Annotated in this window: 15 protein-coding genes; 3 read left to right on the top strand and 12 right to left on the bottom strand. The window is 62.9% G+C overall.

Annotated features, from left to right (window positions below; translation table 11 throughout):
- Window positions 1-99 precede the first annotated feature (99 nt).
- Entirely contained in the window at window positions 100-441 is a 342-nt protein-coding gene (locus tag AB1E34_RS23240) for a hypothetical protein (RefSeq protein ID WP_372574691.1), read from the top strand.
- 146 nt (window positions 442-587) lie between these two features.
- Here the strand turns inward: AB1E34_RS23240 and AB1E34_RS23235 are convergent, their stop codons facing one another.
- The 12 genes from AB1E34_RS23235 to fabA all read right to left on the bottom strand — a co-directional run bounded on the left by AB1E34_RS23235 (window position 588) and on the right by fabA (window position 11,744).
- On the bottom strand, window positions 588-1,820 hold the full coding sequence (locus AB1E34_RS23235; RefSeq protein WP_372574690.1) for a mandelate racemase/muconate lactonizing enzyme family protein: 1,233 nt from the start codon (window positions 1,818-1,820) through the stop codon (window positions 588-590).
- Between the two features lie 22 nt (window positions 1,821-1,842).
- The gene (locus AB1E34_RS23230) at window positions 1,843-2,949 is read right to left on the bottom strand and encodes a zinc-binding dehydrogenase (RefSeq protein ID WP_372574689.1); all 1,107 of its coding nucleotides are present in this window, start codon (window positions 2,947-2,949) and stop codon (window positions 1,843-1,845) included.
- Between the two features lie 81 nt (window positions 2,950-3,030).
- Window positions 3,031-4,230 carry a TCR/Tet family MFS transporter gene (locus tag AB1E34_RS23225; RefSeq protein WP_372574688.1) on the bottom strand — a complete coding sequence of 400 codons (1,200 nt, stop codon included), beginning with the start codon at window positions 4,228-4,230 and terminating at the stop codon, window positions 3,031-3,033.
- Window positions 4,230-5,024, bottom strand: a complete 795-nt coding sequence (pcaD, locus tag AB1E34_RS23220; RefSeq protein ID WP_372574722.1) for a 3-oxoadipate enol-lactonase — start codon at window positions 5,022-5,024, stop codon at window positions 4,230-4,232. Before pcaD ends, AB1E34_RS23225 begins: the two co-directional genes overlap by 1 nt.
- Window positions 5,025-5,029: 5 nt before the next feature.
- Window positions 5,030-6,232 (bottom strand): endonuclease/exonuclease/phosphatase family protein, encoded by a 1,203-nt coding sequence (locus tag AB1E34_RS23215; RefSeq protein ID WP_372574687.1) that lies wholly within the window; start codon window positions 6,230-6,232, stop codon window positions 5,030-5,032.
- A 3-nt stretch (window positions 6,233-6,235) separates the two neighbouring features.
- Window positions 6,236-7,213, bottom strand: a complete 978-nt coding sequence (locus tag AB1E34_RS23210; RefSeq protein ID WP_372574686.1) for a threonine ammonia-lyase — start codon at window positions 7,211-7,213, stop codon at window positions 6,236-6,238.
- Complete coding sequence (locus tag AB1E34_RS23205; protein ID WP_372574685.1) at window positions 7,210-8,037, bottom strand: alpha/beta fold hydrolase; 828 nt, start codon at window positions 8,035-8,037, stop codon at window positions 7,210-7,212. The genes AB1E34_RS23210 and AB1E34_RS23205 overlap by 4 nt, the downstream gene beginning before the upstream one ends.
- Window positions 8,037-8,723, bottom strand: a complete 687-nt coding sequence (locus AB1E34_RS23200) for a haloacid dehalogenase type II (protein WP_372574684.1) — start codon at window positions 8,721-8,723, stop codon at window positions 8,037-8,039. The genes AB1E34_RS23205 and AB1E34_RS23200 overlap by 1 nt, the downstream gene beginning before the upstream one ends.
- A 91-nt stretch (window positions 8,724-8,814) precedes the next feature.
- Window positions 8,815-9,084, bottom strand: a complete 270-nt coding sequence (locus AB1E34_RS23195) for a hypothetical protein (protein WP_372574683.1) — start codon at window positions 9,082-9,084, stop codon at window positions 8,815-8,817.
- Window positions 9,085-9,178: 94 nt separating this feature from the next.
- The gene (locus AB1E34_RS23190; RefSeq protein ID WP_372574682.1) at window positions 9,179-9,970 is read right to left on the bottom strand and encodes an enoyl-ACP reductase FabI; all 792 of its coding nucleotides are present in this window, start codon (window positions 9,968-9,970) and stop codon (window positions 9,179-9,181) included.
- 6 nt (window positions 9,971-9,976) lie between these two features.
- Window positions 9,977-11,206, bottom strand: a complete 1,230-nt coding sequence (fabB, locus tag AB1E34_RS23185) for a beta-ketoacyl-ACP synthase I (protein WP_372574681.1) — start codon at window positions 11,204-11,206, stop codon at window positions 9,977-9,979.
- A gap of 28 nt (window positions 11,207-11,234) precedes the next feature.
- Window positions 11,235-11,744 (bottom strand): bifunctional 3-hydroxydecanoyl-ACP dehydratase/trans-2-decenoyl-ACP isomerase, encoded by a 510-nt coding sequence (fabA, locus tag AB1E34_RS23180; protein WP_372574680.1) that lies wholly within the window; start codon window positions 11,742-11,744, stop codon window positions 11,235-11,237.
- A 188-nt stretch (window positions 11,745-11,932) separates the two neighbouring features.
- Between fabA and irrA the strand changes: the two genes are divergently transcribed.
- Complete coding sequence (irrA, locus tag AB1E34_RS23175) at window positions 11,933-12,355, top strand: iron response transcriptional regulator IrrA (protein ID WP_372574679.1); 423 nt, start codon at window positions 11,933-11,935, stop codon at window positions 12,353-12,355.
- A 63-nt stretch (window positions 12,356-12,418) separates the two neighbouring features.
- Window positions 12,419-13,249, top strand: coding sequence for a phytanoyl-CoA dioxygenase family protein (locus AB1E34_RS23170; RefSeq protein WP_372574678.1), 831 nt, complete (start codon window positions 12,419-12,421; stop codon window positions 13,247-13,249).
- The last annotated feature ends 226 nt before the right edge of the window (window positions 13,250-13,475 follow it).

Genomic DNA, 13,475 nt, shown 5'->3' with positions numbered 1-13,475 from the left:
GGCATACGCCTACGGCAGATCAGGGCTTTGGCGGCGATGAGCTCAATTTGCCTCCCCTTCTTGATTGTTGAATTGCTCTTGCGTTGATGGAGTTAATGAATGCTTGAAGATCAAAAATCTGAGAAGTTAATCCAGCTCATCTCTGACTGTACAGGGATTGAATCCGCCCTTTTGGTCGATAACTGCTCTGTTTGCCACGATTTTGGAGTGGCGGGAGACGATGGCTTTGAACTTCTGGAAGCCATTTCGAATGAATTCGAAATCGACATGAGCCACGTGGATAGTTGGCGATACTTTGGCCCGGAAGGAGCTTACAATCCGTTTTATCACCTGTACTGCTTTGTTAGAGGTAAAAAACTGGACCACAACATAGTCCGCTTGGAAATCTCCGACCTAAAAAGCACCGTCGAGGCTGGAATCTGGCAAGAACCCAACGGCTAGACGAGAGACTTGCCAACGGCAGCATTGTCGGCAGCGACGACATTTTCTATTCGCAACTCGCCCGTCTAGCGGCAACCTAGCTGTTAAGTGTCTTGGCCCGAGAATTGCAGACCAGGACACTCCATGCTTCCGCGCCCGTGACAAAGTCACCTCGTCTTGGGTGGCGCGCCGCCCATGAACGCGTTTGCCCCGGTATAATCGCAGGGCGCTTCCTGCATCTGCAGATGCAGCCCGTCGCCTTCGTATGGATGCGCGCGGGCCAGTGCCTCGTCGACCTCGATGCCGAGGCCGGGCGCATCTGGTGGGGTCACGAAACCGCTTTCGACCTTCAGCGAGCCTTTGATCAGGTCGGAATGGAACCGGGTGTCGATGCTCTCGATCATCAGCAGGTTGGGGATCGAGGCGGCAAGCTGGATGTTGGCGGCCCATTCCACCGGACCGGCATAAAGATGCGGGGCCATCTGGGCGTTATAGGCCTCGGCCATGGCGGCGACCTTTTTCATCTCCCATATGCCGCCCGCGCGCCCCAGTGCCGGTTGCAGGATCGTGGCGGCGCCCGCGCGCAGCACCGGGGCGAATTCACCCTTGGTGCAAAGCCGCTCGCCGGTGGCGACAGGGATCGAGGTGGCGTGCGCGACCTTCGCCATTTCGTCCAGGTTATCGGGCGGGATCGGCTCCTCGAACCAGAGCGGGCCATAGGGCTCGATGGCCTTGGCCAGCCGGATCGCGCCGCCGGTCGAGAACTGGCCATGGGTGCCGAAGAGCAGATCGGCCCGGTCACCCACCGCGTCGCGGATGGCCTCGCAGAACGCCACCGACAGGGTGATGTCACGCATCGCGGGCATATGGCCGCCCCGGATCGTATACGGCCCGGCGGGGTCGAATTTCACCGCCGTGTAGCCCTGCTGCACCATCTCGGCGGCGCTTTCGGCGGCCATCTGCGGCGAGGTCCAGAAGTCCTCCAAGGGGTGATGGGGCAGGGGGTAGAGATAGGTATAGGCGCGCAGCCGGTCATTCATTCGCCCGCCCAGCAGCGCATGGACCGGGCGGTTGCGGTCTTTGCCGAGGATGTCCCAGCAGGCGATCTCCAACCCCGAAAACGCGCCGATCACCGTCAGATCGGGCCGCTGGGTGAAGCCGCTGGAATAGGCCCGGCGGAACATAAGCTCGATGTTTTCGGGGTTTTCGCCCAGCATATGCCGTTCGAACACGTCGCGGATCACATGGGTCATCGCATCCGGCCCGACCGAGGAAGCATAACATTCGCCCCAGCCTATGATCCCGGTATCGGTGGTCAGTTTGACCAGTATCCAGTAGCGCCCGCCCCAGCCGGGAGCGGGCGGGGCGGTGACGATCACGTCGAGGTCCTGCAGTTTCATCGCTCTACCTCCCTGCGGCGGATCAGCCCGCCGCCCCATCCCGGTCAAACAGGATCACGTTGCGCTTGGCGCTGCCGGTCTTGGTGTCGGCAATCGCCTCGTTGATCTTATCCAGCCGCCAGCGGCCCGAGACCAGTTCGTCCAGTTTCAGTCGCCCCTGCTGGTAGAGGTCGATCATCCACGGAATATCCCGTTGGATCACCACATCGCCCATTTTCGACCCGATCATGCCTTGCCCGATGGCGGCGAGGATCACCGGCTCGTAACTGGCCAGCGCGCCGGAATGCGGCATGCCGATCATCACGACCCGCCCGCCGCGCCCCAGATAGCGTGGCGCCTGTTCATAGGCCGGAATCGCGCCAACCGTGACCAGCACCGCATCGGCGCCGCGCCCGCCTAGCGCCTTGTAGGCCGCCTTCCAAGGGGATTTCTGGGTGCCCAGAACACCATGCGTGGCCCCGAACTCCTTGGCGATCTCCAGCTTTTCCTCGCTCATGTCGACTGCCACGATCCGACGTGCCCCGGCAATGCGCGCGCCCTGAATGGCGTTGAGGCCGACGCCGCCCGCACCGATCACCACCACGTCCTGCCCGGCGCGCAGCTTGGCGGCGTTGACAGCAGCGCCCACGCCAGTGATCACGCCACAGGACAGCAGGCAGGCCGCATCACGCGCCATATCCGCAGGGATTTTCACGATCTGGCGGTGGCTGACCACAACCTTTTCCGCAAACGCCCCGCAGGCCATCGCCTGATCCACCGGTGCGCCATTTGTATCCGTCAAGGGCCCTGCCATCGTGTCATGTGGCGTTTCGCAGAGCGTGGGCGCGCCGCCCGCGCAGCTGGGGCAATCGCCGCAGGCCCGGATCAAGGTGACGACGACCGTGTCGCCCAGTTGGAAATCGCCGCAGGCATCGCCCGTTGCGGTGATGACACCGGCGGCCTCGTGCCCATAGATGGCGGGCAGGTTGCCGCCCCAGGCGCCCTCGGCATAGGTGATGTCGGAATGACAGATGGCGACCGCGTCCAGCGTCACCTCGACCTCTCCCAGACCGGGCGGGGCCAGCGTCACGTCTTCGATGATAAGCGGTTCCCCGAATGCGCGGCAGACCGCGGCCTTGATTGTTGCCATGAAACTCTCCCCTGTTTCGGGCCAACGGTGGACCGGAGGGGGCCTCTCCGCAAGACGGAAATCGTCAAAACCGGGTCGCTGCTAGGCCTCGCGCCGGGGAACCCGCACAAAAACGACCAGGCCAACCGCCATCAGACCTAGCGCCAGCAGGAACGGTGCACCCGGCAGGAAGACGGGCGTCCCCTCGCTGGTGAAGGCGGCAAACACGCTGGTCATCATGAGCGGCGACAGGATCATAGACAGGGCATGTACCGCTGACATCACGCCCTGCAGCTCTCCCTGCTGGTCGTCGCCCACACGTTTCGACATCATGGCCTGCAAGGTAGGCGCAACAACCGCCCCCAGCGCGGTGACCGGTGTGAACAGCAATGCGACCAGACCGCTGGTGACAAAGGCCAGCACGCCAAAACCCAGAAATTCGCACAGGTGGCCATAGATCACAGTGCGCCGCTCGCCGAACCAGCGGGTGAAATAGCGCAGCAAGCCGCCCTGAACCAGCACCAGCGCCGTGCCATAGACCCCTAGGGACAGCCCGATCATCTGCGGTGACCAGTCGAACCGCGCAAGGGTGAAATAGGCCCAGATCGCCGGGTAGACATAGATCGCAATCGAATAGAGCAGATAGACCCAGAGCAGCCCGGTGATCCCCGGTATCTGCATCATTGCCCGGAATGCGCCCAGCGGGTTGGCGCGCTGCCAGGTAAAGGCGCGGCGGGTGGCATCGGTCACCGTTTCGGGCATCACGAACCAGCCCAGCACAAAGTTCAGCCCGGCCAGCACCGCGGCAGCATAAAACGGCGCGCGGGTGCCCATCTCGGCCAGCAGCCCGCCGATCATCGGCCCGATCACAAAACCCACACCAAAGGCGGCGCTGAGCAGGCCGAAATTAGTGGCCTTTTCTTCGGGTTTCGATTGATCGGCGATAAAGGCCGCTGCCGTGGCATGGGTGGCCGCCGTGATGCCGCCCACGATTCGCCCGATCAGCAACAGCCAGATCGAGCCCGCCACCGCCATCACCAGATAGTCCAGCGCCATCACAAACAGCGACACCAGCAGCACCGGGCGGCGGCCATAGGCGTCCGAGAGGTTGCCCAGCACCGGCCCGAACAGGAACTGCATCACCGCAAAGACGCTGCTGAGCACGCCACCCCAGAGCGCGGCATCACCCAGCGAGCCGCCTTCGACCTCCAAGATAAGCGTCGGCATGATCGGAAAGATCAGCCCGATCCCCATCGCATCAATGACCACCGTGGTCAGGATGAACACCAAAGGCAGACGCATCAGCGAGCCAGATGCCCGATTTGTGTCAGAAAGGCCGTCAGCAGGGCGGCATACTCGTCGGGCCGTTCAACGCAGGGCAGGTGGCCCGCGCGGCGGATCAGCTTGAACGCCGACCCCGGTATCAGCTCGACGGTCTCGCGCACCAGATCGGGCGGGGTAGAGCCATCCTCGGACCCGGCGATGCCCAGCGTGGGCAGGCGCAAGCCGCTGGTGGGCGTATAGAAATCGGTGCCCGAGATGGCGGCGGAACAGCCCAGAAACCCCTCCAGCGGCTGCCGGGTCAGCATGTTGCGCCAGAGCGTCAGCTCGGGCGTGGCGCGGAAGGCGCGCGAGAACCAGCGCTCCATCGTGGCATCGGCCAGCGCCTCGATCCCGCCCTTGCGCGCGGCGGCGATCCGCTCGTCCCACATGGCGGGCGTTCCGATCTTGGCCGCGGTATTCGACAACACCATCCCGCGCACCAGATCCAGCCGTTTCACCGCCAGCCCCTGCGCGATCATCCCCCCGATGGAAAGACCCACGAACACACAATCACGCACGCCCAGATGGTCCAGCAATTGCTCGGTATCGCGCACCAGCGCACCCATCGCATAAGGCCCGTCCGGCACCGACGACAGGCCATGACCGCGCTTGTCATAGCGGATGATCTTCAGCCCCGCAGGCAGATGCGGCAACAACGGGTCCCAGAGCCGCAGATCGGTGCCCAGCGAATTGGCAAAAACCACCGGCGCGCCGTCCGGGTCGCCATCGACGCGGTAGTGCAACTGCGCCGCGCCCAGATCGGCCATCCGCATCCGGTTCACGCCCCGCGCTCGCTGTCCAGCCGGACATGGGCCATGATCTGCCCGTGATCCGAAGCCAGCTTGTTATAGGGCGCCTCGGGGTGGCTGCCATCGGTCAGGTGGTCGTTGAAGACGCTGAAATACTCCATCTCGCCGATCGCCTTGCCATAGGCGTTGTCGAAATGGCGCGACATGAAGATCTGGTCGATGCTTTCATAAACGCCGCCAAAGGCCGAGGTATAGACCATGTCGCGCAGCGATTTGCGGATGAACATCTTTTCCGCCGAGCGCAGGCGCACGCGGTCGACGGCCTCGGTGATCTCGCGGTTTTCCTTCGGGGTGTAGCGCTGATTGGGGTGCTTGGCGTCATGGCGCAGCATCCAGGAATAGTTCTTGAACGGCACCTCGCCCGCGATGATCTCGGAACTGACCGCATGTTCGCCATCGTTGAAATCGCCCAGCACCATTACCGGATGGCCTTTGTCCAGTTCGGCCACGATCTCGCGCCGCAGCACCCAGGCCTCGGCCATGCGCCGCAGCGCGGCCCGCAACGACCCCATGGCGCGGCCCACCGGATCGTAAGAGGTCAGTACCGCCTCGGGCGCAAATTCGGCACCTTCGGGGCGCGGGTATTCGCCCAGCTTGGATTTCAGGTGGCAGTTGAAGACCGTGATGACCGTACCGTCCACTGGAATCCGCACCTTGAGGATCGGGCGCGACAGCTTTTCCAGCCGGAAATGGCCCGCATCGCCGCCGCCCAAGGCGGCCATCGGGATCTCCAGCGGTTCCTCCAGCAATTGGATCACCTCGGGGTCATCGGCAAAGCCCATGCGCGACAGCAATGCCAGACCGGGGCGCCGCTCGCCGGGCGCGCCGTCATTGATGTTGGGGGCAAAGGCCAGCATTGCCTGTTCATAGCCGCCAAAGGCCAGTTTCCGGAAAATCGCCTTGCGGTGATAGCGCTTCGAGGCATCGGGGATGGTCGCCTCATTGGCCGCCGTGCCGCGCTGGTCGGTCTCTTCGATCACCTCGCGCAGGGTCTCGTCGTCAAAAACCTCCTGAAAGCCGACGATATCGGCATCCATGGTCAGCAACTGATCGGCCAGCCAGTCTTTCTTCCAGGCGTATTCGTCCTCGGTATAGCGCTGGAACCGGTAATACTCCTGATCCGCGCCGATCAGGTTCTTGACGTTGAACGAAGCAATGGTGAACCGGGTCATGATCTACTCCGCATAGCGTTCAAGAGCGTGGCGAAACTGGGTGGCATCCACGTTGCCGCCCGAGGCCACGACGATCACCGCCTCGCCGTCGATCTCGCCCCGGCGCAGCAGGGCTGCGGCCAGCGCCACGGCGCCACCCGGTTCCAGCACCAGTTTCAACCGGGCAAAGGCCAGCGCCATCGCATGCAGCGCCTCATCCTCGGACACGGCCAGTCCCGGCCCGCAGAGGCGTTTGATGATCGGAAAGGTGATCTGTCCCGGCTGCGGCGTCAGGATCGCGTCGCAGATATTGCCGCCCTCGCGCGGGTTGCGTTCGATCTGGCCCGAGGCGAGTGAACGGCGCATATCGTCAAAGCCTTCCGGCTCGCAGGGGCGCGCGCGCAGGCCCGGCGCGTGGCCTTCCAGCGCCAGCGCGATGCCCGAGGTCAGCCCGCCGCCGCCACAGCAGACCAGCACGTCCGCTTCACTCACGCCTGCCGCCTTGGCCTGCCGCGCAATCTCCAGCCCGGCTGTGCCCTGACCGGCGATCACCTGTGGCTCGTCATAAGGTTTGATCAGGGTCAGCCCGCGCGTTTCGGCCAGTTCCGCGCCAATCTCTTCACGGCTCTCGCGCTCGCGGTCATAAAGCACCACCTCGCCGCCAAGCGCACGGGTGTTGTCGATCTTCATGCGCGGCGCGTCAGAGGGCATCACGATGGTTGCGGGCACGCCATGCAACGCGGCGGCATGGGCCACACCCTGGGCGTGGTTGCCTGAGGAAAAGGCGATCACGCCGCGCGCGCGGGTCTCGGGCGTCAGCGCCGAGATGGCAGACCACGCGCCGCGAAACTTGAAACTGCCCGTATGCTGCAGGCATTCCGGCTTGATCAGAACCCGCCGCCCGGCAAGCTCGTCCAGAAAGGGCGAGGACAGCAGCGGCGTCTCGCGGGCATGGCCCTTGAGCCGATCTGCGGCAGCTTCGATAAGGTTGAGATCGGTCATATCTGCTTCACCACGCGATGAATGACGTCGAGCGCTTCGGGTTCATCCAGAAACGGCACATGGCCGCGATCAGGCACTTCGGCAGAGATGAGGTCGGGACGGCTGTCATGCATTTTCTGCAGCGTTGCACCGGTGAAGAGGTCGGAATTTGCCCCACGTATCACACCGGTCGGAATGCCACCCAGCGCCTCAAACAGGGGCCAGAGGTCGGGCGGCGGACCGGCCTGCGCCTGTTCCAGCAGCGTATCGCGCAGCTTGGCGTCATAGCGCAGCGTCAGCCCGTCCTTGGTTTCGTCATACTGAAAGGCGGCCTGCGCGCGCCAGCGTTCCAGCGGAACGCCCGGAAATTCGGGGTCCATGAATTTTTTCAGGCCCACCGCCGCCTGATCCAGTGTCTTGGAATTGGGCGTCATGCCGACATAGCCCATGATCCGTTCCAGTCCTGCGGCGGCGACCTCGGGGCCGATATCGTTCAGGATGACCGCCGCCAGACGGTCCGGATGGGTCGCCGCCAGAACCATCGACACCAGTCCGCCGCGCGAGGTGCCCAGTAGCGCCGCCTTGTCCAGGCCCAGATGGTCGAGCAGCTCGATCACGTCCTGTGCCTCGCGCCCGATATTGTAGTTCATATGGTCGGGGTCGTGATCCGAGCCGCCACGGCCGCGAAAGTCCAGCGTCAGCAGGCGCAGGTGGTCCAGATGCGGTTTGACGAAGTTGAAATCATCGCCATTGCGGGTCAGGCCCGGCAGGCAGAGCAGCGGGGTGCCCGCGCCCTCATCACTGAACTGCAGCTTTAGGCCGTCGGTGGTGGTGAAATGCGGCATCAGGCCCTCGCAAGATCAGGGATGGAGGTCAGGTCGGACAGGATATGCGCTGGCCGCCAGGGCAGGCGGTCGACGGGTTCGCCCGCGCGGTTCACCCAGGCGGTGACAAAGCCATAGCCGCTGGCCCCGGCAGCGTCCCAGCCGTTGGAACTGACGAACAGCACCGCGTCGCGCGAGCCGCCAAAGCGGTTCTGCACAAGGTCATAGACCTGTGCGTCGGGCTTGAAGATGCCGACGCTTTCCACCGAAAGGACATCATCCAGCACGTCACCGATCCCGGCCGATTGCACTGCCCCATCCAGCATTTGTGGCGAGCCGTTTGACAGGATGGCGGTCTGCAACCCGGCGGATTTCAACGCGGCCAGCATCTGGGGCACTTCCGGATAGGCCTGCAATTCCCAATAAAGATCCAGCAGGCGCTGGCGCAGTGCGGGCTGCCCATTGAGCGCGCAGGCCTCAAGCGCCCAGTCCAGCCCCTCCTGCGTGACGGTCCAGAAATCGGTATGGGCCCCGGTGATGGCGCGCAGCCAAGTATATTGCAGTTGTTTCAACCGCCAGTGATTGGCCACCTCACCCCATTTGTCTGACAAGGCGGGAAATTCCGGCTCTGTGGCGGCCTGCCGCGCGGCGGCGGCCACATCGAACAGGGTGCCATAGGCGTCGAAAACGCAGGTTGTGATTGCCATGATGCTGCCTCCCCTTTCGGGGCACAGTGGCACAGGTTTTGGTCGGGTGAAAGATGCCAGAAGTTAGGTGTGATCAGGCGCGGCCTGACGCTCAGTCGGTGCTACTGCCATAACCAAGGAAGCCGCCCGTCATATCGATCACCACAGCCAATCGCGAGCTGTGCGCGCCCCTTTCTTCCGGTTGGGTCGCGGTCGGATATTGCGCGATTTGCGACATATCGGACTGAACCACGGACATGACGAGGATCAACGCCACCGCTCCGCCTGCGCCATACGTGGCGAGACGGATGGTGCGCAGCAGCTTGCTGAGCAGCGAGGGTGCGTGTGAGGGCGCGGGTTTGGTGAAATCGAGAGTGGTCATGAACTCAGGGTGATTTACACTTGCGACAAAAAAACGGCATCGCAATGACGATGCCGTGGTTTTTGTCGCTTTGTTGAATCAGTGGAAACGATACTTACATCGCCTCCGGCTGCGGCATGCCCAGAACATGGAACCCGCCATCGACGCGGATGATCTCGCCCGAGGTGCAGGCCCCCGCATCCGAAGTCAGGTAGACCGCCGTGCCGCCCACGGCCTCCAGCGTGGCATTGCTGCGCAGGGGCGCGTTCTGGTCGCAGAACTTCAGCGTCTTGCGGGCACCGCCAATGGCCGCACCGGCCAGTGTCTTCATCGGGCCGGGAGAGATGGCGTTCACGCGGATGCCATCGGGGCCGAGGTCATTGGCCAGATAGCGCGTCGCCGATTCCAGCGCCGCCTTGGCCACACCCATAACGTTGTAATTGGGCACAACCCGGTTGGATCCCTGATAGGTCAGGGTCAGGATGGTGCCGCCATTGTCCTTCATCATCGGATAGGCGCGGCGCGACACCTCGATCAGCGAATAGGCCGAGATATCCATCGAGTTCTTGAAATTGGCCCGCGTGGTGTCCAGAAACCGGCCGGTCAGTTCGGACTTGTCCGAATAGGCGATGGCATGGACCAGAAAGTCGATTGTCGGCCAACGCGCCGCCAGTTGTTCGAACGCGGCATCCAGCGAGGCATCGTCGGTCACATCCACATCGACCATGAAATCCGACCCGACGCTTTGCGCCAGCGGTTCCAGCCGCTTTCCAAAGGCTTCGCCCTGATGGGTAAAGGCCAGCTCGGCCCCGGCCTCATGCATGGCCCTGGCGATGCCCCAGGCGATGGACCGGTCATTGGCCACGCCCATGACGAGGCCCCGTTTTCCGTGCAGTACTTGCGACATCATCTGTTACCCGTTGTATTTCGACAGGATCATCGATCCGTTGGTTCCGCCAAAGCCGAAGCTGTTTGTCATCACGCTGTCGAGCCCGGCATTCAGCACGGTCTCGGTGGCGATTTCCTCGGGCTTCAGGTCGGGATCGAGCGTCTCGACATTGATCGATCTGGTGATGAAGTCATGCTCCAGCATTAGCAGCGAAAAGATCGCTTCAAGCGCACCGGCGGCGCCCTGCGCATGGCCGGTCATGGATTTGGTCGAGCTGATCAGCGGCTGCTTGCGGTTGGCAAAGACCCGGCGCACCGCCTCGACCTCGCCCACATCGCCGACCGGGGTCGAGGTGCCATGCGCGTTGATATAGCCCACCTCGCGCCCCTCGGGCAGGGTCGAGAGCGCAAGTTCCATCGCCCGTGCGCCGCCTTCGCCCGACGGGGCGACCATGTCATGACCGTCCGAGGTGGCGGCATAGCCTGTGACCTCGGCATAGATCTTGGCGCCGCGCGCCTTGGCGTGCTCCAGCTCTTCCAGCACAACGATGCCGCCGCCGCCCGAAATCACGAACCCGTCGCGATTGGCGTCGAATGCGCGCGAGGCCTTGTCGGGCGTGTCGTTATATTTGGACGACATCGCGCCCATCGCGTCGAACAGGCAGGACAGCGTCCAGTCCAGCTCCTCGCCGCCGCCCGCGAACATCACGTCCTGCTTGCCCAGCATGATCTGTTCGGCGGCGTTGCCGATGCAATGCAGCGAGGTCGTGCAGGCCGAGGTGATCGAATAGTTGATGCCCTTGATCTTGAACGCCGTTGCCAGGTTGGCCGAGATGGTCGAGCACATGCATTTAGGCACCGCGAACGGCCCGATCCGCTTGGTCGCGCCGGTTTTCAACACGGTCTGATGCGCGGTCAGCATAGCGCTGGTCGACGGGCCGCCCGATCCGGCGACCAGACCGGTGCGCGGGTTCACGACCTGATCTTCGGTCAAGCCGGCATCCTCGATGGCCTGGCTCATCGCGATATAGGCATAGGCCGCGCCCGGGCCCATGAAGCGCAGTGTGCGTTTGTCCACGTGTTCTTTGACGTCGATCTTGAGTGTGCCCGCGATCTGGCTGCGAAAGCCGTGTTCGGCCATCTCGCCGCTGGCCTCGATGCCGGACTTACCCGCCTTAAGCGAGGCTGTGACCTCTGCGGCATTATTCCCGATGGCGGACACAACCCCCAGGCCGGTGACAACTACTCGACGCATAAGCGTTCTCCTTGAAATCTGGCGTGGGTTAGCTGTCGGTGGCCAGGCCCACTTTCATATCTTTCACAAGATAAATCTCTTCCCCGTCCGCCATCACGCGGCCATTGGCCACGCCCAGCTTGAGCTTGCGGTCGATGATCCGGGTGAAATCGACATAATAGGTCAGCATCTTGCGGTCAGGCTTGACCATGCCCTTGAGCTTGACCTCGCCCACACCCATCGCCATGCCGCGCCCAAGCATCCCGCGCCAGCCCAGGTTGAAGCCGGTCAGCTGCCACAGACCATCGAGGCCCAGACAGCCGGGCATGATCGGGTTGCCGGGGAAATGGCAGGTAAAGAACCACAGGTCGGGCGTGATATCGAACTCGGCCACCACATGGCCCTTGCCGAACTCACCACCATCGGCCGAGACCTCGGTGATCCGGTCCATCATCAGCATCGGCGGTTCAGGCAATTGCGCGTTACCGGGGCCGAACAGCTCGCCACGGGCGCATTTCAGCAGGTCTTCCTTGTCAAAGCTGCTCGGGTATTGGGCCATGCCTCGGCGTCTCCTGCAAATGATCTCAAGCTTAGTATCAGGCCCCCGTCTAACACCGGCGCGCGCCCTCCTGCAAGAGCAGCGCAGCGACACAAATCCGGGCCGCAAGGCATTGCGAATGAATTTCATTTGAAACTTTGCCCTACAGAGCCCTATATAATATAGCGACTGTGTTCAGGTAAGCGATGATGAAGCCAGATAGCCAAGAAATAGCCACCAACTGGCTCGTTGATGCCGGGTTGCGGCCCACGCGGCAGCGCGTCGCGCTTGCCGAATTGCTGGTGGGTGACGGAAATCACCGTCATGTCACCGCCGAAAGCCTGTTCGAATCCTGCAAGGATACCGGGTCATCGGTGTCGCTGGCCACGGTCTACAACACGCTGCGCGCCTTCTGCGAGGCCGGGGTGCTGCAGGAAATTACCGTGGACGGGTCGAAAAGCTATTTCGACACCAACACCCATGATCACCCGCATTTCTTCTGGGAAGACGAAAGCCGGCTGTCGGACGCCCCCTCCGAACAACTGGTGATCCAGCGCCTGCCCGATGCGCCTGCGGGTGCCGAGATCGCCTCGGTCGATGTGGTGATCCGGCTGCGCCGCAAATCCTCCTGATCCTGTATTGAGGTCTTGCGCCGTTGGCGGCAGGGTATTGGCCTGACCGACGACAGGTGATCCATGACTCATGCGCTTCTGACCCCATCCGATATCGAGACCTATCAGCGCGATGGCGTGGTGGTGATCCGGGGGCTGTTTGACGGCTATGTGGATCTGCTGCGCGCGGGCGTTGCGGCCAATATGGAGGCGCCGGGGCCTTATGCCTCGGAAAACAAGAAGGCGGGCGAGACCGGGCGGTTCTTTGACGATTACTGCAACTGGACCCGCATTGATCCATTCCGACAAGTGATCGAGGCTTCCCCTGTCGCTGAGGTGGCCGCCGACCTGATGGGCTCGGACCGGGTGCAGATGTTTCATGATCATGTGCTGGTCAAGGAACCCGGCACCTCGATGGCGACGCCCTGGCATCAGGACGGGCCTTATTACTTTGTCCAGGGCCAGCAGACGGTCAGCTTCTGGGCGCCGCTTGATCCGGTGCGCGAGGCGACGCTGCGCTGCGTGATCGGCTCGCATCGCTGGGAAAAAGAGGTGCTGCCGACCCGCTGGGTGGCGCAGGAGGGGTTTTTCCCCGACGAAGGCCAGTATCTGCCGGTGCCCGACCCCGATGCCGAAGCGATGCCCATTGCCGAATTTGCGATGGAGCCGGGTGATGCCGTCGCCTTCAATTTCCGCACCCTGCATGGCGCGCGAGGCAATACCAGTACCAGTCGGCGGCGCGCCTTTTCGCTGCGGCTGGTGGGGGATGATGCGCGCTATGTCGAACGCCCGGGCCCCACCTCGCCCCCCTTTCCGGGTCACGGGATGCAGGCGGGCGAGCGGCTGCGCGAGGATTGGTTTCCGGTTCTCTTTTGCAGGGGTCAGACGGATTTGACCGTTGCGCCAAAAAATTGACCCTACCGACCCCGGTCGCACTCTCCAATCCGCTATCAAACGTCAGACCTCATTGGCTGAATGACGCGCTGCACCGCCGCAAGGCCGCTCTGATGCAGGTTTCTCGGACGCCGCATGCTGGCGGGGGAGTTGCGCGATGGGTTTCCCGGCGTCAGAGAAGCGCTCAGGCGGGAAATCGCGGGGTTAGTTCTTTTGGGTCGGCTGTGCTATGGGGATTTGTACGAAG

Source organism: Ruegeria jejuensis (genome assembly GCF_041537905.1).
Lineage (GTDB): Bacteria > Pseudomonadota > Alphaproteobacteria > Rhodobacterales > Rhodobacteraceae > Ruegeria_C.
Note: the sequence above shows the minus strand (reverse complement) of the source record. Positions and strands in the feature narration are given on the sequence as shown.

What these genes read in the sequence shown, in the direction of transcription:
- AB1E34_RS23240 (WP_372574691.1), top strand. Translation starts at nt 100, where the DNA reads ATGCTTGAAGATCAAAAATCTGAGAAGTTAATCCAGCTCATCTCTGAC.
- AB1E34_RS23235 (WP_372574690.1), bottom strand. Translation starts at nt 1,820, where the DNA reads ATGAAACTGCAGGACCTCGACGTGATCGTCACCGCCCCGCCCGCTCCC.
- AB1E34_RS23230 (WP_372574689.1), bottom strand. Translation starts at nt 2,949, where the DNA reads ATGGCAACAATCAAGGCCGCGGTCTGCCGCGCATTCGGGGAACCGCTT.
- AB1E34_RS23225 (WP_372574688.1), bottom strand. Translation starts at nt 4,230, where the DNA reads ATGCGTCTGCCTTTGGTGTTCATCCTGACCACGGTGGTCATTGATGCG.
- pcaD (WP_372574722.1), bottom strand. Translation starts at nt 5,024, where the DNA reads ATGCGGATGGCCGATCTGGGCGCGGCGCAGTTGCACTACCGCGTCGAT.
- AB1E34_RS23215 (WP_372574687.1), bottom strand. Translation starts at nt 6,232, where the DNA reads ATGACCCGGTTCACCATTGCTTCGTTCAACGTCAAGAACCTGATCGGC.
- AB1E34_RS23210 (WP_372574686.1), bottom strand. Translation starts at nt 7,213, where the DNA reads ATGACCGATCTCAACCTTATCGAAGCTGCCGCAGATCGGCTCAAGGGC.
- AB1E34_RS23205 (WP_372574685.1), bottom strand. Translation starts at nt 8,037, where the DNA reads ATGCCGCATTTCACCACCACCGACGGCCTAAAGCTGCAGTTCAGTGAT.
- AB1E34_RS23200 (WP_372574684.1), bottom strand. Translation starts at nt 8,723, where the DNA reads ATGGCAATCACAACCTGCGTTTTCGACGCCTATGGCACCCTGTTCGAT.
- AB1E34_RS23195 (WP_372574683.1), bottom strand. Translation starts at nt 9,084, where the DNA reads ATGACCACTCTCGATTTCACCAAACCCGCGCCCTCACACGCACCCTCG.
- AB1E34_RS23190 (WP_372574682.1), bottom strand. Translation starts at nt 9,970, where the DNA reads ATGTCGCAAGTACTGCACGGAAAACGGGGCCTCGTCATGGGCGTGGCC.
- fabB (WP_372574681.1), bottom strand. Translation starts at nt 11,206, where the DNA reads ATGCGTCGAGTAGTTGTCACCGGCCTGGGGGTTGTGTCCGCCATCGGG.
- fabA (WP_372574680.1), bottom strand. Translation starts at nt 11,744, where the DNA reads ATGGCCCAATACCCGAGCAGCTTTGACAAGGAAGACCTGCTGAAATGC.
- irrA (WP_372574679.1), top strand. Translation starts at nt 11,933, where the DNA reads ATGAAGCCAGATAGCCAAGAAATAGCCACCAACTGGCTCGTTGATGCC.
- AB1E34_RS23170 (WP_372574678.1), top strand. Translation starts at nt 12,419, where the DNA reads ATGACTCATGCGCTTCTGACCCCATCCGATATCGAGACCTATCAGCGC.